24 protein-coding genes and 1 riboswitch are annotated in these 20,589 nt (G+C 63.0%); of the genes, 3 read left to right on the forward strand and 21 right to left on the reverse strand.

All coding sequences use genetic code 11. The annotated features are described in order from the left end of the window. Window positions 1-1,086, forward strand: a complete 1,086-nt coding sequence (locus NKH97_RS24230) for an SIP domain-containing protein (RefSeq protein ID WP_352798927.1) — start codon at window positions 1-3, stop codon at window positions 1,084-1,086. Here NKH97_RS24230 and NKH97_RS24235 read toward each other — a convergent pair. From NKH97_RS24235 to NKH97_RS24280, 10 genes are all read right to left on the reverse strand, one after another. Next, window positions 1,047-1,505 (reverse strand): aconitase X swivel domain-containing protein, encoded by a 459-nt coding sequence (locus NKH97_RS24235; protein ID WP_352441197.1) that lies wholly within the window; start codon window positions 1,503-1,505, stop codon window positions 1,047-1,049. The genes NKH97_RS24230 and NKH97_RS24235 overlap by 40 nt on opposite strands. Beyond that, complete coding sequence (locus tag NKH97_RS24240) at window positions 1,502-2,752, reverse strand: aconitase X (RefSeq protein ID WP_352798928.1); 1,251 nt, start codon at window positions 2,750-2,752, stop codon at window positions 1,502-1,504. The genes NKH97_RS24235 and NKH97_RS24240 overlap by 4 nt, the downstream gene beginning before the upstream one ends. A 238-nt stretch (window positions 2,753-2,990) precedes the next feature. Next, window positions 2,991-4,055, reverse strand: a complete 1,065-nt coding sequence (locus tag NKH97_RS24245) for an ABC transporter ATP-binding protein (protein ID WP_352798930.1) — start codon at window positions 4,053-4,055, stop codon at window positions 2,991-2,993. After that, window positions 4,055-4,843: an ABC transporter permease gene (locus tag NKH97_RS24250; protein WP_352630498.1), complete on the reverse strand. Its 789-nt coding sequence runs from the start codon at window positions 4,841-4,843 to the stop codon at window positions 4,055-4,057. The genes NKH97_RS24245 and NKH97_RS24250 overlap by 1 nt, the downstream gene beginning before the upstream one ends. Then, on the reverse strand, window positions 4,843-5,706 hold the full coding sequence (locus NKH97_RS24255) for an ABC transporter permease (RefSeq protein ID WP_127317861.1): 864 nt from the start codon (window positions 5,704-5,706) through the stop codon (window positions 4,843-4,845). The genes NKH97_RS24250 and NKH97_RS24255 overlap by 1 nt, the downstream gene beginning before the upstream one ends. A gap of 65 nt (window positions 5,707-5,771) precedes the next feature. After that, window positions 5,772-6,833, reverse strand: coding sequence for an ABC transporter substrate-binding protein (locus NKH97_RS24260; RefSeq protein ID WP_128304631.1), 1,062 nt, complete (start codon window positions 6,831-6,833; stop codon window positions 5,772-5,774). Window positions 6,834-6,890: 57 nt separating this feature from the next. Then, window positions 6,891-7,862 (reverse strand): PfkB family carbohydrate kinase, encoded by a 972-nt coding sequence (locus tag NKH97_RS24265; protein ID WP_352798932.1) that lies wholly within the window; start codon window positions 7,860-7,862, stop codon window positions 6,891-6,893. Continuing rightward, window positions 7,859-8,899, reverse strand: a complete 1,041-nt coding sequence (locus tag NKH97_RS24270) for an ADP-ribosylglycohydrolase family protein (protein ID WP_023814057.1) — start codon at window positions 8,897-8,899, stop codon at window positions 7,859-7,861. The genes NKH97_RS24265 and NKH97_RS24270 overlap by 4 nt, the downstream gene beginning before the upstream one ends. A 3-nt stretch (window positions 8,900-8,902) precedes the next feature. Continuing rightward, a complete protein-coding gene (locus tag NKH97_RS24275) occupies window positions 8,903-9,628 on the reverse strand; it encodes a GntR family transcriptional regulator (protein WP_023814058.1) in 726 nt (241 codons plus the stop codon). 217 nt (window positions 9,629-9,845) lie between these two features. Beyond that, window positions 9,846-10,139, reverse strand: coding sequence for a DUF982 domain-containing protein (locus NKH97_RS24280; protein ID WP_245482812.1), 294 nt, complete (start codon window positions 10,137-10,139; stop codon window positions 9,846-9,848). 60 nt (window positions 10,140-10,199) lie between these two features. Here NKH97_RS24280 and NKH97_RS24285 point away from each other — a divergent pair, with 60 nt between their 5' ends. Continuing rightward, window positions 10,200-10,457: a hypothetical protein gene (locus tag NKH97_RS24285; protein ID WP_023814060.1), complete on the forward strand. Its 258-nt coding sequence runs from the start codon at window positions 10,200-10,202 to the stop codon at window positions 10,455-10,457. A 282-nt stretch (window positions 10,458-10,739) separates the two neighbouring features. Here the strand turns inward: NKH97_RS24285 and NKH97_RS24290 are convergent, their stop codons facing one another. The 7 genes from NKH97_RS24290 to NKH97_RS24320 all read right to left on the reverse strand — a co-directional run bounded on the left by NKH97_RS24290 (window position 10,740) and on the right by NKH97_RS24320 (window position 16,242). Next, the gene (locus NKH97_RS24290) at window positions 10,740-10,895 is read right to left on the reverse strand and encodes a DUF3309 family protein (protein ID WP_023814061.1); all 156 of its coding nucleotides are present in this window, start codon (window positions 10,893-10,895) and stop codon (window positions 10,740-10,742) included. 251 nt (window positions 10,896-11,146) lie between these two features. Continuing rightward, the gene (locus NKH97_RS24295) at window positions 11,147-11,752 is read right to left on the reverse strand and encodes a hypothetical protein (protein ID WP_031213861.1); all 606 of its coding nucleotides are present in this window, start codon (window positions 11,750-11,752) and stop codon (window positions 11,147-11,149) included. A 376-nt stretch (window positions 11,753-12,128) separates the two neighbouring features. Further along, complete coding sequence (locus NKH97_RS24300; protein WP_352441203.1) at window positions 12,129-12,824, reverse strand: methyltransferase family protein; 696 nt, start codon at window positions 12,822-12,824, stop codon at window positions 12,129-12,131. A gap of 176 nt (window positions 12,825-13,000) precedes the next feature. Next, window positions 13,001-14,020: an ABC transporter substrate-binding protein gene (locus NKH97_RS24305; RefSeq protein ID WP_352441204.1), complete on the reverse strand. Its 1,020-nt coding sequence runs from the start codon at window positions 14,018-14,020 to the stop codon at window positions 13,001-13,003. After that, window positions 14,013-14,780 carry an ABC transporter ATP-binding protein gene (locus NKH97_RS24310; protein ID WP_023814065.1) on the reverse strand — a complete coding sequence of 256 codons (768 nt, stop codon included), beginning with the start codon at window positions 14,778-14,780 and terminating at the stop codon, window positions 14,013-14,015. The genes NKH97_RS24305 and NKH97_RS24310 overlap by 8 nt, the downstream gene beginning before the upstream one ends. Continuing rightward, window positions 14,777-15,538: an ABC transporter permease gene (locus tag NKH97_RS24315; protein WP_023814066.1), complete on the reverse strand. Its 762-nt coding sequence runs from the start codon at window positions 15,536-15,538 to the stop codon at window positions 14,777-14,779. The genes NKH97_RS24310 and NKH97_RS24315 overlap by 4 nt, the downstream gene beginning before the upstream one ends. A gap of 95 nt (window positions 15,539-15,633) precedes the next feature. Beyond that, a complete protein-coding gene (locus NKH97_RS24320; RefSeq protein WP_352798935.1) occupies window positions 15,634-16,242 on the reverse strand; it encodes a YkoF family thiamine/hydroxymethylpyrimidine-binding protein in 609 nt (202 codons plus the stop codon). Further along, a riboswitch (TPP riboswitch) is annotated at window positions 16,233-16,346 on the reverse strand. It overlaps the preceding gene by 10 nt. A 195-nt stretch (window positions 16,347-16,541) precedes the next feature. Here NKH97_RS24320 and NKH97_RS24325 point away from each other — a divergent pair. Then, the gene (locus NKH97_RS24325) at window positions 16,542-16,862 is read left to right on the forward strand and encodes a RodZ family helix-turn-helix domain-containing protein (protein ID WP_023814068.1); all 321 of its coding nucleotides are present in this window, start codon (window positions 16,542-16,544) and stop codon (window positions 16,860-16,862) included. Window positions 16,863-16,906: 44 nt separating this feature from the next. On the opposite strand, the gene NKH97_RS24330 is transcribed toward NKH97_RS24325, so the two are convergent. The 4 genes from NKH97_RS24330 to NKH97_RS24345 form a co-directional block, all read right to left on the reverse strand. Next, window positions 16,907-17,938, reverse strand: a complete 1,032-nt coding sequence (locus tag NKH97_RS24330) for a formyltransferase family protein (protein ID WP_352441206.1) — start codon at window positions 17,936-17,938, stop codon at window positions 16,907-16,909. A 130-nt stretch (window positions 17,939-18,068) separates the two neighbouring features. Beyond that, entirely contained in the window at window positions 18,069-18,302 is a 234-nt protein-coding gene (locus tag NKH97_RS24335; protein WP_155930624.1) for a hypothetical protein, read from the reverse strand. A gap of 25 nt (window positions 18,303-18,327) precedes the next feature. Next, window positions 18,328-18,846, reverse strand: coding sequence for a peptide-methionine (S)-S-oxide reductase MsrA (gene msrA, locus NKH97_RS24340; protein WP_023814070.1), 519 nt, complete (start codon window positions 18,844-18,846; stop codon window positions 18,328-18,330). 132 nt (window positions 18,847-18,978) lie between these two features. Beyond that, window positions 18,979-20,523, reverse strand: a complete 1,545-nt coding sequence (locus NKH97_RS24345) for a glycosyltransferase family 39 protein (RefSeq protein ID WP_352441207.1) — start codon at window positions 20,521-20,523, stop codon at window positions 18,979-18,981. Between the last annotated feature and the right edge of the window lie 66 nt (window positions 20,524-20,589).

The raw sequence follows: 20,589 nt of genomic DNA on the forward strand, positions 1-20,589 counted from the left end.
ATGAGCCAAGCATCGGTGCGTGAACTGGCCTGTGAGGCACAGCTCAACCTGCGACATCTGCCCGATTACATGGACAGCATCAGCGACAGACTGCAGAGCTTCGAGGCCGATGCTTCGCATCAGGGACAGCGCATCGATTTCCGCTTTGCCTTCGGTGGCGCCTCTTTCGACATGGAACGGCTGGTGATGCGGGCCAATGCCGCCGACCGCGACGGGCTGGCCCGTATCAAGGACCTGCTGGCCACGGCCGTACAGGTCTACGCCAAGGAGGAAAATCCCGAGATCGTCTGGACCGGCGATCTCTCAGGCGAAACCAGCCTCGCTCAGTTCCGCGAGATGGTGGTGACGGATGTTCGCGACCTCACCCCGCATATGCGCCGCATCCGCCTGGCCGGCGAGAACCTCTCGCGCTTCGCCAAGTTCGGCGGCATGCATATCCGCATGCTGTTTCCGACGAGGGATGTCCCCGATCCGCTCTGGCCGGTGCTGGGCGGCAATGGCCTCCCGGCCTGGCCCGCCGACGACCGGCGCCCGGTGGCGCGCGTCTACACCATCCGCGCGCTCGACGTGGAAAAGGGCATCATCGATGTCGACTTCCTGATTCATACCGGCGAGAGCGTCGGCTCCACCTGGGCCATGCAGGCAGCGCCCGGCATGAAGGTCGGCATCATGGGACCGGTCGGCCGTCCGGTGCGGCAGGCAGAATGGTATGTCTTGGGCGCCGATGAAACCGGCCTGCCGGCGCTGGCGCGGCTGCTGGAGACGCTGCCGGCCGAGACAAAAGGCGTTGCCTTCGTCGAGATCGCCAATGACGGTGAACGGCAGAAGATCGCCTACCCCACCCGCATCGAAGTGCATTGGCTGACACGGGATGGCGTGGCGGCGGGCGAGGACAGATTGCTGGCCGAGGCTGTCCGCTCGGTGGCGTGGCCGCAGGACGGTTCGGCCTTCGGCTGGTTCGCGGCGGAAGCCGCTGCCGCCAAGATCGTGCGCGAATATTGGCGCGACACTATGGGACTTGGTCGCGATCAAACGCTGGCGGCTGCCTATTGGCGGCGTGGCTCTGCCGGATTGATGGCGGGGTGAACTCTGATGATCGGCCCGCCGTCTTTGCCGATGCCGATATCAATTTGATCACCGGAGACAAGGTTCGAAATATCGCACACCACCAGCGGCATGCGGATGTCATAAAGAAACTCGGCAACGATGGCGCCCACCGCCAGGATCGGGTCCGGCCGCTCCAGAAGAAGACCGGCCGGCGCCGTGCCTCTGCGGATCGCCTCGGCCAGCACCGAGGATGAAGACGATGAGCCGCGCCCGCTCGGCATGACCAAAATCCTGCCGGCGACATTTTGGCCGAGGCCGGGATGCGAATGGTCTGTGATGTCGCCGGTCTCGGCATCGATACCGCCCCAGAAGCTGAGGGGTTGCGAGAACACCAGCGCCTGGCCCTTGGCTTCGCCGGCCAACTGGAAGGTGCCGGTTCGTGCCACCGGTCGCGTCATGAGGCGCTCCGCACGACATGCCCGACGGCAGCGGAGCGGATGCAATCCTCCATCTCGGCAAAGGCGACGGACACGCCGATATTGCCCGGTGCATAATGCGCCCATTTGCCGGAATTGGTCATCACGACGCCGTCGAGGCGTTCCAGGATCGATGTGACATAGGTGCAGGTGTCGGCGACCGGGACCAGACCAAACGCCTCCATCCCCGCCAGCGCGCCCTCCTCCTGCAGTCGCGCCAAGGTCGCACGGCCCGTGTTGACGTAGATCGGGATGCGCCTTCCGGGTGCTGCCTCGCGCAGCAACGGCAACAGTCGCATCCACTCCTCATACGAAAAATGCGGCGTGCCGAGCGACACGGCCGCCACCGGCGCGCCATCCCGTACGCTCGATAAGCTGGCCAGCGCATGGTTGATATCGGCGCGGGTGATGCGGATCGTCTCGTCAGGCGCATGACCCTGGAACGCCTCATCGAGCGTCATCGCTTCCGGCGTCATGCCGACCGCATGGAACAGCGCCACAGCACCCGTCGTTGCAGCCGCCGCGCCCAGCGCCTTTAGCTGGTCCTCGTCACGCGGTTGCGGCAGGCCAGCAATTACCGGAATCCGATCGCCACTCGCCTGCCCGATGAATAGCCCGACGCCGACGAACAGGCTGTCGCTCGGCTCGCCGTCCGGAACATCCAGCTCAAACAAAATCCGACCGCGCCGGCTCTCGCTCAGATGCAGGCCCCAGGCCGGCGCGCGGCCGGTCATGGCGCAGCACAGATCGATGAAATCGCCATAGCGGTTGGTGCGCGCGCCGATCACCGAATTGGCAAAGACGATGGCGTTGGATTCGCCCCAGGCGATCTGCTCGCCGAACTCCGGCCTGAACCGCGTCTGGTAAGGTGCGCAAGTGAAGGTCGCCTGGCAGCCGAGCTCCAGATGCGCCTTCATCAGTCGCCGCGCCGGCACCTCTTCCGCTGCCGGCATCTTCACCATGCCGGGATGGATGAGGTCGAATGAGCCGACATTCAATGTCGTCGGCACCTGGACCCGGCCACCGCCTTCGACCAGCCGCTCGACGAAATCGAGCCCTGCCTTGCCGTGGTAGAGACAGCCATCGATATGGGCGCCAGTGATGTCGAGCAGACGGCGCGCCCCAACCGCATTGGAAAATGCGACGAGGATTTTCATGGCAGCGGCGGCGGACGGGCCCTGCTCGCCGTCGAGCATGGATCGGTCGCGCGCGGTCAGTTCAAGCGTCATGGGTGTGCTCCGGACCTTACTTGATCTTGTGGCGGGACAGCACCCCCCTCTGCCCTGCCGGGCATCTCCCCCGCAAGGGGGGAGATTGGCCCTCATATCCGCCTTCGCAAATTCCCAACGCTTCGGGAAGAGCATCGGCGCTGAAGCAGCCGATCTCCCCCCTTGCGGGGGAGATGTCCGGCAGGGCAGAGGGGGGTGCGAAGGAACGCCAACAGCCCCATCTATCGAACCGCGTCGACTACCCCGGCGCAATCAGCACCGTACTCTCAGGCGACCAGCGCAGCACCACCTCCTGGCCCTCCGCCAGTCTGTCGGCACCGGTGTTCTGCACGATCACCTTCAGCGTCTGGCCGGCACGGTCGACGAAGTATGTGCTGTTGTTGCCGGCGAAAATGCGCTTGGAGACCTCCCCCTTGAGCATGTTGGCGTTGCCATCCGAAGCCCCGCCATCAATAGCAATACGGATGCGTTCGGGCCGCACCGCACAACTCGCCTTGGCACCAGCAGCAAGGCGAGCACCCGCGCCGGCGGCAATCGCCGTGCCGTCCGGCAGCCGGATGCCATCGCCCGTCGTATCGCCGCGAAAAATGTTGGCGTCGCCGAGGAAGGTGGCGGCGAATTCGCTCTTCGGCCGGTCGTAGATCTCCTCCGGTGGTCCTTCCTGCACCAGCCTGCCGTCGCGCAATATGCCGATGCGGTCGCTCATCGTCAGCGCTTCTTCCTGGTCATGGGTAACGAAAATGGTGGTGATGCCGATCTCGCGCTGGATGCGCTTGAGCTCGATCTGCATATCGACGCGCAGCGCCTTGTCGAGCGCGCCGAGCGGCTCGTCGAGCAGCAGCACGCGCGGCTTGGTGACGATGGCGCGGGCGAGCGCCACGCGCTGGCGCTGGCCGCCCGACAGCTGATGCGGCCGCCGCCCACCGAGCTTGCCGAGTTGCACCAGATCGAGCGCGCGCTGCACCTCGGTAGCGATGATCGCCCTGGCCTCGCCGCGCACCGACAGGCCGAAGGCGACATTGTCGGCGACGCTCATATTGGGAAACAGCGCATAGTTCTGAAACACCATGCCGATGCGCCGCTTTTCGACCGGCACCCGCTCAACGCTTTCGCCGCCGATGGTGATGCGGCCGGAATCGGGAAAATCGAACCCCGCGATCTGCCTGAGCAGCGTGGTCTTGCCGCTGCCCGATGGCCCGAGCAGCGCATAGAAGCCGCCATCGGCGAAATCGATAGAGACATCGTCCAGTGCCTTGTGCGCGCCGAAACTGCGCGAGACATCAGATACCTGCACGCCGGCCATTATTTCTCTCCGCCGAATTTGAAGAACCGCGCTGTCAGCAGCATCAGCGCCATCGACACGACAATGATGATGGTCGAGACCGCGTTGATCTCGGGCGTAAAACCCTTGCGGATCGCGGCGTAGATTTCGACCGGCAGCGTCGTCTGGCCCGGCGTCGCCAGGAAATAGGACACGACGAACTGATCGAACGAAACGGCAAACGCAAACAGCCCGCCGGCGATGACGCCGGGCATGATCCAGGGCAGCGTAACGCGCCTCGTCACCTGCCACTGGTTGGCGCCGAGCGAGCGCGCCGCCTCTTCCAGCTCCGGCGCGAAGGTCTGCAGCCGGGCCGAGACGACGACGATGACATAGGGCAGCGCCAGCGCGACATGGCCGAGCAGGATCGCATGCAGGCCGCGGCCGATGCCGACACCGAAGAAGAAAATCAGCATCGCCGTGCCGGTGATCAGCCACGGTATGGCGATCGGCGGAAACAGCATCGCCTGCAGGAACTTCTTGCCGCGAAATTCGTAGCGATAGAGCGCCAATGATGCAGCCGAGCCGAGCACCACGCAGATGATCGTGGTGATGACCGCGATCTCGACGCTGTTCCAGGTGGCCGCGATCAGCTGGTCGTTCTGCCACAGCGAGGCGTACCATTCGGTCGTCCATTCGAACGGCAGTTGGTAGAAGGGCGAGACATTGAACGACATCAGCGCCATGATGATGATCGGCAGATAAAGAAAGGCGAGCAGCATAAAGATGTAGAGACGGCCGAGCCATTCGAGGATGCGGGTCGTCACCATCACGCGGCCCTCCGCAGCACCGGCGACGCCACCGCCAGGATGACCAGCACCACCGCCAGCAGGATGAAGGAGAGCGCTGCACCGAGCGGCCAGTTGAACACGGCGACGAACTGGTCCTCGATGACCGTGCCGTAGAAGGTGCCGGTGCGGCCGCCGAGGATGCGCGGTTCCATGAACGAGCCGACGACCGGCACGAAGATCAGCGCCGCACCCGCGACCAATCCGGGCATCGACAGCGGGATGATCACCCGCTTCAGCACCTGCAACCGCGATGCGCCAAGCGAGCGCCCGGCCTCGATCAGCGAGTCGTCGATCGCCTGCAGCGTCAGATAACAGGTCAGCACCATGTAGGGCACATAGGAGTGCACCAGCCCGATGATGACGGCTGGATAGGAATACATCAGGTCGATGTTGATCTTGAACGGCAGCACCGCGTTGAGCGCGGTGTCGAGAATGCCGCCCTCGCGCAAAACCATCGCCCAGGAAAAGATGCGCACCAGCCCGTTCGACCAGAACGGCAGGATGACGAGCAGGAAGATCGCCTCGCGGCTGCGCCCCTTCAGCACCTTGGCGAGCACGTAAGCCGCGGGATAGCCGATGACGACGCACCACAGCGTCACTTCGAGGCCAAGCCGCAGCGAGGCCAGCAGCAGCGTCAGATAGAGGCTTTGCGAGAAGAAGGCGGCATAGTTGCCAAGCGTGAACGCCCACGGCTTTCCCGACAGCGGCAGCTCGGTCATGAACGAGAAGAAGACCATAGCGGATAGCGGCAGGAAGATCGCCACCGTCAGCCAGAGATAGGCTGGCGCCAGCAGCGGCAATGCCGATCTCAGCCCGCTTCGCGACGCTGTCGCAGCTGCCATGGTACCCTCCTCCCAGTATTGGAAGAACCAGCCGACGCGAACCGCCGGCTGGCCTGGCTGTGATCTTACTTCACGTCGACCTTAAGCTGCTGCCAGAGCGCGAGATAGGCTTCGCGCTGGGCGTCGGTGATCGGCGCCTGGAACTGGATGCGCTTGGCCACTTCGGGATCACCCATGACCTTGCGGTTGAAGGCATCCTCGGGCAGCGCTTCCACCGCCTTGGTGTTGGCGGAGACGGGAGCACCGACCTTGGTGACCCATTCGACGTAGAATTTCGGGTCGATCATGTAGTTGATGAAGGCCTCGGCGCCGGCGACGTTCTTGGCGCCGACCGGAATGGAAAACGCGTCGAGCCAGGCGACGGCGCCTTCCTGCGGCACGACCAGCGAGACCGGCAGCTTGAAATGCGTCTTGGCGCGATCGGCCGAGCCGCTCCAGTAGGTGCCGATGTCGATCTGGTTGGAGGCGACCATCTGGTTCCAGTCGTTCTCCGAGCTCCAGAAGGTCTTGATCTGCGGCATCAGCGAGGTCAGCTTCGTCTTGACCGCATCCATATCCTTGATGTCGTTGATGTTCTGGCCAGTGGCGATGGCGCCGAACTGCACCGCTTCAACGGCGTCGTCGCGAATGACGACACGGCCCTTGTGCGCGGCATCCCACATCTCGGCGATGCTCGTCGGCGGCTTGTCGAAGGATTTTTCGTTGATGGCGAGCGCCGTCAGGCCCCATACCCACGGCACGCCATAGACCTTGCCGTCGTGGACGAGCATCGGCGATCCCGCCTTGTCCTTGCTGATGTCGGCGTAGTTCGGCAGCTTGGAAACGTCGATCGGCTGGATCAGCTTGCCGTCCATCGCCTGGTCGTTGAAGGCGGCGTTGATCATGACGACGTCGTAGAGGCCGGGATTGGTCCGGATCTTGGTCAGCATTTCCTGTTCGGAATTGAAGAAATCGTTGACGACCTTGTTGCCGGTCGCCTTTTCGAAAGCCTCGACGGCCCACGGCTCGTCGGCGCCGTAGCCCTTCCAGTTGAGCACATGCACTTCGTCGGCCTTGGCGGCGAACGTGAGTGCGGAGGTAAAGACGGCGGTCGCCGTCAGCAGAGCAGTCAAGTCAGGCATGCGCATGGTTGGTTCCTCTCTGTGGGTTTGCCCGCTTCCCGGGCTTGTCAGGCTTTCCAGCTGTTATGCATTGGCCTTCTGTGTCCGGCCTGCTCCCGATGGGTCGGCGGCATGGCTCAGGAATGTCTGGATTTCGCGGTTCGTCGGCGCCGACGAGCCGCCATGGCGGGTGACCGAAATGGCCGCTGCAGCATTGGCATAGCGCGCTGCCTCGAAGGGCGGGATGCCGTGCGCCAGCGCGCTGAAGAAACCGCCGATATGGGTGTCGCCGGCGCCATTGGTGTCGATGGCGCTGACGTTGAAGCCGGCAATGGTCTGCGCTGTGCCGTCGGCCAGCCTGATATGGCAACCCTTCGCGCCAGCGCGAATGATCACGCCAGCAGCCTTGGGGCAGTGGTCGGCGAGAAGTCGTGCCGCGAGTCCCTCGACATCGCCTGGGCCGGCAATCTCGGCGGCTTCCGTCGTGTTACAGCTCAGCCATGTGGTGCGGGCAAGCACCCGCGACAGGATGGGACGCGGAATGTCCGAGATGACCGGCGTCGGATCGAAGACGAAGGGAATATCTGCCGGAAGTGCCTCGATCCAATCGGTGAGCGCATCGCGGCTCTTGGGATAGCTTAGCGTGTAGCCGGAGGTGAACACCCAGTCTCCCGGCGCCACCGCGACCGGCGCCATCAGGTCGCGGCTGAGCACGCTCTCCGCCCCTGGCCACGACACGAAGGTGCGTTCGGCGTCGCTCGAAATCATGGCGACGCAGTTGCCGCTGTCCGTCAATGGCGATGGCGGCGTCAGCGTCGCGATGCCCTCGGCGGCGAAAGCGGCACGCAGGAAATCGCCATTGGGTCCGCTGCCGAGTTGGCCGCCGAACACCACCTGCATGCCGGTGCGGCTGGCCGCGACCATCATGTTGAAGCCGCCGCCGGCGACCTGGGCGAAGCTCGACGCCGTCTTTTCCATGCCGGGCGCCGGCAGGGCGTCGATGCGGTAGACATAGTCGACCACGGCACTGCCGACATGGACGAGACGGCCGCTCATTCCGCCGCGTCCTTGCCGGAACCGATTTTCGCCACCCTTGCTGCCACGAGGTCGGCGGCAAGCGCGCGAACCTCTGACATGTCGAGGCCGACAAGCCGGGCGATATGCTGTTGCGGCAATCGGGAAAAACCGCTGCAGGCGCCGGCCATGCCGGCGGCGATGGCGCCGATCGTATCGGTGTCGCCGCCGATATTGGCGCTGATGATAGCTGCTTGCCATGGGTCGCCACGGGCGACTTCCAGCACGGCGAAGGCCGCCGGGACGGATTCCTGGCTGGCGACGCCGGTACCCACCAGATCGGTGATCAGCCGAATGGCATCCCTGATCGCCTTGCCGCGCACGATGTCCTGCGCCCAGACGATACGCGCGGCGATGTCGCCGCCGGTGACCCAATGACCAAGCGTCGCCCCTCGCCTCGCCGCCGCGACGGCGCTGGCGGAAGCATCGCGCCAGCCACCGCCGGCGATGCCGCGGCTGACGGCAGCGGCAACGGCAGCAGCGGAAGCGATTGCGATCGAGGTGTTGTGCGTCGCCCGGCAGGTCTCCGCCACCTTGGCGACGAACGCCTCCAATGGTTCGAGCGGCATCATGATGCCGACAGGCCCGATGCGCATGGCCGCGCCATTGGTGTCGCCGCTGCGTCCCGCTTCCTCGGCCGGTACGCCATTGTTGATGGCGTCGATGGCCCGTTTGGTCGACGGCCCCAAGAGATCATAGCTGCCGCGCGCCTTGACCTCGCGCTCCCAGTCGAGCAGCGCATTGACCCAGCGCGCGTGGTCGAAACGGTCGCCGGATTCGACCAGGATGCGGCCGAGCAGCAGCGCCTGTTCGGTGTCGTCGGTGATGGTGCCGGCAGCCAGTCCCTTCGACACCGGATGATCGGCGAAAGGCTCGATGAAATCCTCGACATGGCCGTGGAGTTCGGCAATGCGAACCGGCGACAAAAGCTGCGTCGGCATGCCGAGCGCATCTCCCAGCGCTCCGCCGACAAGCGCGCCCATGGCGCGATCGATGGCCTTGCTGGTTGCATCCGACATCGCTCAGAACCTCATATGCAGCGCAAAATGTGCCGGGTTGAGCAGGCTGGTGACATACTCGATCGGCCGATCGTCAGCCGCACGCGTCAGCCGGCGGCCGCGCAGGAAGGGCGTGCCTTGTGGGCAACCGAGGATGGCCGCATCCTCGGCATTGAGCATCTCGATCTCGACCCATTCCTCGCCATGGTCGGGAATGAGGCCGGCGGCGCGCAGCGTCTGGTGCAGCGAGCCCTCGCGCAGTCCGCGCAACGGTACGTCCTCAAGCTCGGAGGACAATGGCAGCCGGCTGCGCTCGATGGAGATCGCATGGCCGTCGCTGGCGTTGGTGCGCACCCGGTCAACGGCAATGAAGAACGGGCTTTCGATACCAAGCAGCGCAGCCAGATCGGGGTCTTCGATGACCTCCAGCCGCAGCGTCCGCGTCTCGGCATTGGCGCCGGCATCGGCCAGCGCGCGCGACCAACCGATGGAGTCATCGACCGGCTTGCCGTCGAAGGTGACGAACGAGCCAATACCAACCCTGGTCGTGATCAGCCCGCGGCTGGACAGTTCTTCGAGGCCCTTGCGGACCGTATTGCGACTGACGGAGAAGCGCTGGACAAGTTCATTCTCGCTTTGCAGGCGGTCGCCGAAGCCGAGAACACCGGAGCGGATTTCATGTTCGAGAACGGTGGCGATCTGCTCGGGTTTGCCCGTACCGGGAGACAGTTGAACCGCGCGCCGCTTCATATAGGTACCTGTTCAGTGAACCTGTATAGTCCTGTTCAATATCTGGATAGAAATGCCGTGTCAACAGATGCCGGAAACAGGCCCAATGAACCCCGAATTTCGGATTGTCCGCAGAGCGCGCCGAACTGGCCGGTTGCCATGGCCCGGAAAAGCCGGTGAAAGACCGAGATCAACCAAGAGGATAGAGCCGATCCTTGATTCAATTTCACCGGGCAGGCTACGGGATCGACACCTCACGCGGCTCAACGAGAATGTCCGCCTCGATAGCGGCGTTGATGAACGCCGCCCTTGCCGCCGAGACTTCTTTCTTTCCCTCTAGCACGGCCAGACAGACCTTACGGGCAACCATATGCTTTTGCCCGGTTGCAACCGGCCAGCGGTTCAGCAGGATGTCGGCAGCCTGAGCGACCCGCTCCACGTTGAAGATCGAGTTTCGCGATCGGCCGAGCGCAATCCTGACCGGCTCATCGAAACGCTGATCTTGCACGATGCCACTCCCCAAAGTCGGCATTCATCGATTCGCGGCCTTCAACCCCGCGCAATGTGATAGGTTCCGCGACAAAGGTGCAAGATGTCCGATTCCAGTGGCCAGAAAAATCCCAGGCTGATCGTCGTGGTCGCGTTCGATCGCGGTGAGGATGGCGAGTTGTTCCCAGCCTTTGGACCCGCCGACCAGCAGAGCGAAGACCGCGCCATACGCACCGCCAGGGCTCTAGCGGCAAAGCATGCCGGCGTCATCGCCTGGAGCCGCGAGGCCGATCCGACGCTGGGCGAATACGGCCCGCCGAACACGCTCTTCGTCAGCGGCGACGTACCTGACATGGAATAGTCGACTGGCGTCAGCTTCTGGATGCCTTGCCCATAGGGTTTGATGCGAGCCGGTTTCCCCTCGCCAGCAAGCAAAAGCCCGCTACGGTGAACCGGAGCGGGCCTTGGAGGAGGACAAGGGGTGGGACCCTCTCCTCTTGTTTCCACGGGGGGGTGTGGACCGCAATGACCATACGAAAGTTTTGCAGAGTGCAGGATCACAAGCCGGCTTGCCTGCATCACAATCCGGTGCACGCCGATATTGGGGGCGCTCACGAGATTGCGATCAGTTGCGATAACCCGGCTAGATACGCCCGAGCACGACAAGCACGATGGCGATGAGCAGCACGAGCCCAAGGCCGCCGCCGCCATAGTAGCCGGTGCCGTAGAACGGACCGCCACCGAGGCCGCTGAGGCCGCCAAGCAGCGCAATGATGATCGGTATGGTTCCAAGACTCATAGCGATGTTCAAAGACGAGCGCTCCAAAGGCTCTACCGTTCCGCGCGATTGTGGCGGGCATCGCGTGCGGAAGAGGTCTGCCGGCAACAGAAGCGGCCATCCAGATGATGGCAACCAGAATTTGATTCCGGCACGCCTGTGGACGCAGAAAGCCCGCCAGCGTGGCGGGCTTTCCTACCGGCCGGAGGCCAGGAGAGTGCGGTCGAGCCTCACGGCTGATTCGGCACTTCCAATCCCCGGCCCCTCCAGTATCAGCGACGAGCGATCAGGAGGCAGAGTTGCCGTAGATCGCGGTCGTAGGCGCCTTCGCTGCTGAGCACGTCGACGCAGCGCTTCTTCATTCGCGCCACGTTGCTATCCGACATCTGGGCCACGACACCCGGCAGGCTCGGCCTGCTGGGGTTTGACGGATTGGACGGATTGCTCGGGTTCGACGGATTGCCTGGATTGATGCCGCCACCAATACCCACGCCGACGCCGCTCGTCCCGCCTACATTGGCGCCAAGGCCGGCCGTAATGCCGCCAGACCCTCCGATGTTGGCGCCCGCGCCGGCATTGATGCCGTTGCTGCCGCCGACCGAAGCGCCGAGACCAGCATTGACACCGCTCGAGCCGCCAACATTGGCACCGGCACCGGCATTTACACCACCGCTGCCGCCGACCGAGGCGCCCACTCCGGCACTGATGCCGCCACTGCCGCCAACGGAAGCCCCGACACCGGCATTGACGCCGCCGCTACCACCCACCGAGGCACCAACGCCAAGGCCGATTCCCGCAGCATTGGCGGGCAGGGAAAGAGCTAAAATTACCGCACTACCCGCCAACATATTGGCGACTGTCTTGATGGTGTGAGCCATAACACTCTCCTGTTGTCGTTGCGCTAAAGCAATTGGCGAGAGGCCGATTGCAAGATCAACTACGCGAGGTGGTGAATTTCAGTTTCAGAGAGAGAATACTGAACCTGAGGCGTGGTGTACATCAACAAAATTTCTGAAACAAAATGATATTAAAGTTTGAATAATTGTTCTTTACACGAACAATTCGTAAGGCATTGGCGATCGGACGTTACTCTGCTCCATGCCGCACACCGCGCTGGACATGGATAGGCCTCTCGCAAGATCAGCAAGACCGCCGCGATGATTGCAAGTGGCCAGAGTCTATCGGCGGCCGGATGCGGGAGTGAGAGAGTGCAAGCGTGATTGCAGGCCGAACGATTCTGCGCCGGCCCGCTTGTCAGACGATCCCGTAGAACAGCCTGTAGTGGGCGCGCTTCATATAGTCCCGGTATTCCGGCGTGGCGGCTAACAGCGCCTCTTCGCGCAGGATGCGATGAACCTGGAAGAAGGTGATCGCGGCGTAGACAGCAAGATTGTAGAAGGAAAAGGCCGACAGCAGGAACAGGACATGACCGGCAAGGTATCCGGCATAGATCGGGTGCCGCACCAGGCGGTAGGCACCGTCGGTCATCACGCCGCGATTGCCTGGCAGAATGGCGAAAGAACGCCCTAGCGATATCTTCCCCCAGATCACGAACCCCAACGCCAGGACTTGCAGCGGCGCAGCGGCATAGACCGGGATGATGGCCACGCCCGGTTGCAGGTCGATGAAGCCGACACCGAAGCTGGCGACCACCGAAACAACCACCGTCAGCGGGTTCCAGTCGCGTACCTGCGGTCGCCGCGACAGAAGCAGCCAGGTAAAGGTCAGGATCTCGGAAATTGCCACCAGCGCCACATTGATGCGGGTCGGGTCGAGCATCAGGTGATATACGCCGCGGTAGACGAACATGCCCGCGAAGGCCAGCGCGCAGATCCGAAAGAAACCTTCGCGCAAATCCACCAGGATTTCGCGCTTTCGGGCTGCGGACAAAATCCTGCCGTCACTGACGTGCGAAAGCGCCTCGCTTTTTGATATGAGCAATGCAAACACCCCGATGATCCCTCGAGGCGACCTTTGCACGCAACCATTGCCGGGCAGTTAATCAACAAGATCAGATCGGTGTTTAAACTGGCTGTCGGGGAGCCAGGGTGCCACATCCAGACGACCCTGCTCCACGCGGTCGTCCAGAAATAGACTGGCGACCCATTTCATTTGGTTTTGCCAGACTAGCTCAGATAGTCGTTGCGGAAATAGCTCCCGAAATCCGGGCGTTGAGCAACCAGCTTGCCGTCGGCATCACGCAAAATGCCGGACGCGAAGAGATAGCCGCCGATCGCTTCCATCTTGGCTGGATCCATCGTCCCGATGGCGCCGCTTTGGCTGCGCAGATAATGGCCGTCGATCAGCGCCTTCAGCGAGGCGTGGATCAGCGCCGGATTGGTCAACGCATCCTTGTTGGCCGCGATCAGCAGGGCTGCCGCATCTTCGGGGTGATCGACCGCGAACTGGTAGCCGCGCCGCGTCGCCTGGACAAAGGCGGCCGCAGGCTTGGAGTTTGCCTGGAGATAGGCTTCGCTCGAAGAGATCAGTGTCGTGTGCTCGTCAGGCACGCCGTAATCGGCATAGACGAAGCTGCGTTGTTTGACGCCCTTGAGCTCGGCGTCGACACCCTCCCAGGTCGAGACTTCGAGCGTGAAATCGACCGAACCATTGGCCAGCGCCTCATAGGCTGAGGTGCCGAGCGTCACCGTCTCGAAATTGCCCTTGCCGCCATCATGGCGGATGATGGTCGATATCAGGGCGTTTTCCCAGGCGCTGCCGAAGCCGCCATAGGTCAGGCCGTCGAGGTTTCTCGGGCTTACTATCTCGCTGCGGGCCGCATTGAAGACCACGCGGCCGGTTTCCGATTGCACCACCGCATAGACGCCCTTCAGGTCCGCTCCGGCGGTTCTCTGGGTGAACAGGCTGATGGTGCCGTTGATGCCGAAATCGGCGACGCGATTTGCAACCAGCGTGCCCGCACCGGTATCGCTGTAAGGCAGGATGTCGACCTCGAGCCCGGCCTCGCGATAGAAGCCCTTGTCGCGGGCGACGAACAGTCCGATGTGGTTGGTGTTGACCGTCCAGTCGAGGGCAACGGTGACCTTTTGTGCCGATTGTGCTTGGGCTCGCCCCGATCCGGCAATGAGCGGAAGGCCTGTGGCAAGGGTCAGCAACAAGGCCTGCCGGCGCGTCAAGTCAATCATGATCGTGTCCTTTGGATGGGGTGGCGTTGAGGATGATGTCGAGAATCTCGGCCTCGAGCGCACTTGCCTGGCGCGCGGCATCGCCGCCAAGGCTGCGCGGGCGCGGCAGCGGCACCTTGATTTCACGCACGATGCGGGCCGGGCGCGCCGACAGCACATAGATGCGGTCGGACAGGAACACGGCTTCGCGCACGTCATGGGTGATCAGGAGCGCCGTCCAGCGATGATGCCGCCACATCTGTTCCAGCCAGCGCTGCATGGCCGTGCGGGTCAGCGCGTCGAGCGCGCCGAACGGCTCGTCGAGCAAAAGCATGTCGCGTTGCTGCACCACCGTGCGCAGCAAGGCCGCGCGCTGGCGCATACCGCCGGACAGTTGCGCTGGAAAATGCCGCTCGAAGCCGGCAAGCCCGAATTCGGCAAACAACGGCGCAACGCGCACCCGCGCCGCCTGTCTCCTCATGCCTTGGACTTCGAGCCCGAGCGTCGCGTTGTCGAGGATGCGCCGCCACGGCATCAGCGCGTCACGCTGCGGCATGAAGGCGAAATGCCTGCCGTGGTCGTCGAGCGGCGCGCCGTCGAACAACATCTCGCCCTCGCCATGCTCGGCGCCGGTCAGAAGCTGGAAGAGCGTCGATTTGCCGGCGCCCGAGGGTCCAAGGATCGAGACGAATTCACCAGCGCCGACGCTAAGCGAAATATCGGCCAGCACGTCGAGCCCACCGAACGCCTTGCGCACATACCGCAGTTCCAGCCGGCTCATCGCCAGGCTCCCTTCCCGGCGGTTTCCTTGCCGGCCCGCTCCCAGGGCATCGCAAGGCGCTGCAGCAGTACAGTCAACCCGAACAGGACAAGGGTCAGGGCAGCGCTCACTCCGACGGCGGCAAGAACCAGGTCAGGACGGAAATTGTTCTTGACGTTGAGCATGTAGATGCCCAGCCCCTTCGCGGCCCCCGCATATTCGGCGAAGATCGCGCCGACCACGGCGTAGGTGATGGAGATCCTCAAGCCAGCGAAGAAATAGGGCAGCGCCGAAGGCAGCCGTGCCAGCACGAAGATGCGCCAGCGCCCTGCCCCCATGGCGCGCAGCATTTGCCCGATCTCGGCCTCGGTCGACTCATAACCCTCGACCAATGCAACCAGCATCGGAAAGAAGGTAACCAGCGCCACCAGCATGATCTTGGGCGCCAGCCCGAAGCCGAACCACAGCACCACCAGCGGCGCGATGGCCACCAGCGGCAAGGTCTGGCTGACGATTAAGACGGGAAACAGCGCACGCCGCAGCGGCTGGAAGAAGTCGACCAGCATCGACAGCACGAAGGCGGCGCTGAGCGAACAGGCAAAGCCGAGCAGCGTGGCGCCGATGGTCGGAATGGCGTTGTCGGCCAGCGCCTGGCGATTGAGCAGCGCTTGCTCGAAAACGCGCGACGGCGCCGGCAGTATCGTCGGCCTGATGCCGGAATAGGTGGCATAAAGCTCCCACGCCACTAGGAGCAAACCGACCGAGATCATGGCCGGCATTGCCTTGACAAGAAGGCCCGCGATCGGGCGCGAAGCGAATGATGATGAGACCACGGGAGATAACCTTTGACGGCCGCGCGGAGGCGGCGGCAGCTTCAGACAGCCGACGGGCTGTTGGCCGAGACCGTGACGTCGAGGGTTACGTGGCCGGCGCCTGGTCCGAAGCGGCAGAAGGCCTCGTCCAGCGCCGAAAAGATCGCACCGGCATCACCGCGCAGTTTCGTGCAGAAATGCTTGGAACGCTCATAGACGCCGGACTGCTTGAGAAAATCGATGCAGCCGTAGATCTCGTCCATGTGGTCGTCGGTGCCCATCACATAGAGCGAGAACTGCGCCGCCGCCGGCTGGCCGGTGGCAGCAGCATTGCGCACCGCCGCGATGGCCGCATCCTTGCGCGGGCCGAGTGGCCCGACAGGCCCGCCAAGTGCATCGGAGCGGCAGATCGGATCATCCGGCTCGCCAGGGCACCCGCGCGAGATGGTGGCCGACAACACGCAATGTTTGCCGCTACGTGCCGCCGCCACGAAGAGGTCGCGCATGGCGGGAAACAGCACTTCGGGCGACCCGACCAGCAAGGTCGAGATGTCGTCGATCTCGATCCTGAGCTTGTCGCGCCAGGGATCGAGCGCACCGAGCGCGCCAAGAATGACACCGACGAAATCGTCGGTCATGGGGTATAGGGAAATCTGTGCGCCTGAAAACATCGCCCGCCTCGCTCCGCTGGTATTACCCAGATCAGCTTCTAGGGTCTGTGGGCTTGCCGCCCCCGTCTCAGCCCCGACCGTACGGAGCACCCCTGTGGATGTGCGCCTTAAAGCATCATTCGAGTTCAAGGGAAAGCCGTTTTTTCAGAGCACTGCGCCAAAAGCATTGCGCCAGTCACGGTGCGCCTGAGCGGAATTTTGTCGGGAACCTTCGCCGCCGCGACCGGTTGTCCCCACAGTCGCAACGCGATCACTTTCGTAGAAAATAAGCGACGACTTCACAGAAATGGAGACAAACCATGTTCATGAAAATCCTCGCAGCTTCGGTTCTCACCATTGGTCTGGCCACGTCAGCCATGGCGCAAAGCGCCGGCAGCAACAACGCAAATGGAAGCGGCAGCGGCAAGTCGGTGACGGTTGAGCCGAACACGCCGGCTTCCCCGAATACGATCGAGCCGGACACTGTCGACCCGGGCACGACCAACAGCACGACTGGCACGGTAGGGGACATGAATTCGAACGCGGATCAGAATTGCCCGACCAACCCGCAAGGCGCGCAGCCGGACGCCGATGGTAACGCGACGGCGCCAACGGTAAACGATAATCATTGTGGCAAGTAACCACGTCGCAAACGGATGAAGCCGCTGGGCATCGCCCAGCGACTTCATCCGTTTTTCTGGTCCGCAGCACGCGCTTTGCCGAACAGCCGGATTTCTGGAGCGGGTCTCCCGGCGGGCGGGCGCGAAAATAGGTGTTTCGAATTGAGCAGCCGTTTGAGCACTCTACCGTAGGTAAAATACAGGACCCGACCGTTGGCGAGATCAAATTCCACTGTTCCCCACCGCCTGACCGGGGCCTTTCCTGTGCAGGGCCCCAGCCTTCTGATCTGGAATCCCAGCCTGACTTTGCGCGTTCCGATTTCAAGATAGATGCCTGGCAGAAGGCCAAGCACATGCCATAGCCGTACAACATGCTCGACCGACATGGCCGGCGAGATTATCAGGTGGCTGGGCTGAAGCCGCGCCCAGACGAAATCGCCTTTCGGTTGCGGCATTCCTGACAACAGCCCCCGGCAGTAGGTCGGCACCGCCTCGCTCACCAGAATCCGCATAGCGGTTGCCGTGCTGTCGACCAGGGCTTCTCTCGATGTCCAGTCAGCTTCGGAAAACGGCACCTGCCCGAGAATGTCACCCTCGTCAAAACCGGCGGACATCTTGTGGAGCGTGACGCCGCCATGAGCCGCATGCCGGCCGTCCACGGCCAAGCGCTGGATCGGGTGGGGCCCTCGATAGTCGGGGAGCAGCGCCGGGTGGAGGTTGACCCCGCCTTTGGAAAAATGGCCAAGAACCTCTTGAGGGATCAAGACAGGCAAAGTGTAGCAGACCAGCACATCGGCGCGGACGTCAGACAATTGCCGACCAAGCGCATTCCAATCGTAAGGGCGGCCAAATTCGATCAACTTGACAGGCGTGTTACCGATAAACCGCCTGAGCAGCAGCTTGCGTTGAAGCCTTCGCCGGAAATTGCCAATGCTGAAACCGGTGGGACGACGCCGGAACCCGGGCACGATGATCGCGCCAATTGCATTTCCAGCCTCTAGCCAGCCGGCGAGCAGAGGCCCCGTATAGTTAGAGATATCGAGGACAAAAACGGCTGTGATCGGCTCCGAGTGATCGGTCGATTCGATCGGCCTCATCTTCGGCGGCTCAAACGGGCCGACAGGTCAGGGCGAGCTTGTCAGGTCGGCTGAGTGGAAGGCGATGCCAAGGCAGTGACAACCGAAAGACGCTCGCGTTTTACAAACACTGGCTTTTCGTAAACTTTTTTCACGGCCCGTCTCCCGAAATCAACTCTTCCTGCGCAGTTGGACCGCGATACGGCAGGCTGTCAACCGCCTGACCGTGTTTGCCTACCGCATCCGCATTCGCCGTTGACGAAGGTGTTCGAAGGGCGCTTTCGCACATTGGTGAAAGCTCGATGGCTTCACCGACGCGACAAGCCGCGCTGACCGAAAGGGGTTTGGATGCGATGATCTGCTCGACGACACCGTCGAGCAGCAATGCAGGGCAAATCGCAGTTGCAAATCTACGAAACCGCCGTCTCGCGAACCGGCAGCTTCCAGCCTGGCCTGACGAAGTGGCAGGTGTATCCGTCGGGATATTTCTCCAGATAGTCCTGATGCTCGGGCTCGGCTTCCCAGAATGGACCAACGGGTGCGACTTCGGTGACGACCTTGCCCGGCCACAGGCCCGAGGCATCGACATCGGCGATGGTGTCCTCGGCGACGCGCTTCTGTTCGTCGCTGGTGTAATAGATCGCCGAGCGATAACTCGTCCCGACATCGTTGCCCTGGCGGTTGCGGGTCGTCGGATCGTGGATCTGGAAAAAGCGTTCCAGCAGCGTGCGAAAGCTTATGATGGCCGGATCGAAATTGATCTCGATGGCTTCTGCGTGGGTGCCGTGGTTGCGGTAGGTGGCGTTGAGCACGTCGCCGCCGCTGTAGCCGACACGGGTGGAGATGACGCCGGGATAGCGCCGTATCAAATCCTGCATGCCCCAGAAACAGCCGCCGGCAAGGACTGCACGTTCGGTCGAAGTCGCCATGTCACGTCTCCTCAAAAGCAATTCCAGGAAAAGTGTGTAGCGGTTTTCCGTCTGGAATTGCGTAAAAGCAAGTGGTCTCGCCATAAATGGGCATTGTCACCTGCTTCGTCCAGCGGACGCGGTGGATCTACTTCAGTTGCTCGTTTGGGCGAGCCTGTCGATCAAACCCGGTAGCTTCATGCCAGGCGGAATGGCGGCAAAGCTGATCGCCACCGGTGGTGCCCTGAGCGACCAGTCGAAAAGAACGGTCTTGACGGGGATGTTGCCCAGCCACGCCAGCAGCCGAGGTGGCACGCCGCTCCCGGGCCAGACCAGGAGCATGCCGTGATCGCGCAGCCGCTGGCTGGTGATCCAGGGGGCGAGCCGCATGTCGAGGTCGGTGAAGATCGACGGCTTGTCATAGGCGTTGAGGCCCGCCAGCAACGCGATGCGGGTATCGCCGCCGACGATGTCGAGCCGACCGGGCACCGCCGCGTGCCAGACCGCCTCGGCTTCGTCCGAAATCTGCCGCGCTGGCCAGCAGACGGCATCCATGCGCCCGCGCAAATTGCAACTCGTCCAGCGGATGCCCGCATAGGCACCGGACATGCCGAGGATGCAGGCGAACGCGCAGATCGCCAGCCGTCGCAGTTCGACGGCGCCGAGCCGATGACCCAGCAAGGCGAGCGCCACAACGCCGACCAGATTGTACATCGGCGCGCCCCACGCCTCGCCGGCGCCGGTGAACAGCGAAGCCACCATGACAAGCACCGCCGGACCAAGCCCCATCCACACGAGATAGGCCAGCGCGCCGCTCTCGATGGGCTGTTCCGGCGCGGGCGAACGCCGCAACAGCCCCGATATCGACAGCACCAGCAATAAGCCGCAGAGCCCCGCCATTTGGACACCGATATAGTAAAGGCGGGCGCGGTGGACCAACACCCATTCATCGCGGCCGGCGACATAGGTCAGCGGCAGGAAATCGATGCGGTAGAGCTGGACGGCCAGCGGCGCGGCGACGGCGAGGAAAACCGCGAGCCCAAGCCAGGGCCAGGGCGTGGCGAGCCGGTTGCGTGCCCGTGTGTCCGACAACAGCCAGATCGCCCCGAAGAGCAACAGCAACCCGGTGGAAAACTTGGCATAGAGCCCGACGCCCGACACCAGTCCGAGCGGCAGCCACCAGCCCGGCCCACCGCCACGGCCCGCACGCCACAGCAGCCAGCAGATTGCGGCCCAGAAGGGCATCTGCGCGTAATCATGATTGAACTGCGGTGTCGGCCAGCCGAAGAAATACAATGACGGCATCAAAAGCACGGCGGCCAGCGCGCGGGTTCTCCCGAGCATGTCGCGGGCCAGCAGGTAGACGAAGACGAAGGTCGCCGAGACGACAAGCTGGGCGAGCAGATATTGCGGCCAGCGGAACGATCCGGTCAGAAGATGGCTGATCTCGAGCAGCCAGCCGGGGAGCTGCGGATGCTTGTAGGTCAAAAGCACCCATTCGCGGCCCCACATGAAGCTCTCGACGACATCGCCGGGCGGGGCGGCATCGACAAGCGCCGGAACCACGGTCCAGCACAGGATCTGCGTCAGGCATAAAAGCGCCAGGCCGGCTTCTGGATAGCGCATCAGACCCGGCCAGATCGACGACTGCCGCCAGTCGCCTGGAACAGAACTGCCGACCGGCAGCCAACCGTTCATGGGTTCGTCGATTCGCGTCATGCGGTGGATAAATCACACCGGACGGTTTTACGAACAGCCCAGAAC

Origin of the sequence: Mesorhizobium sp. M0870, from assembly GCF_040319775.1 — a bacterium.
In the GTDB taxonomy this organism is placed as follows: domain Bacteria; phylum Pseudomonadota; class Alphaproteobacteria; order Rhizobiales; family Rhizobiaceae; genus Mesorhizobium.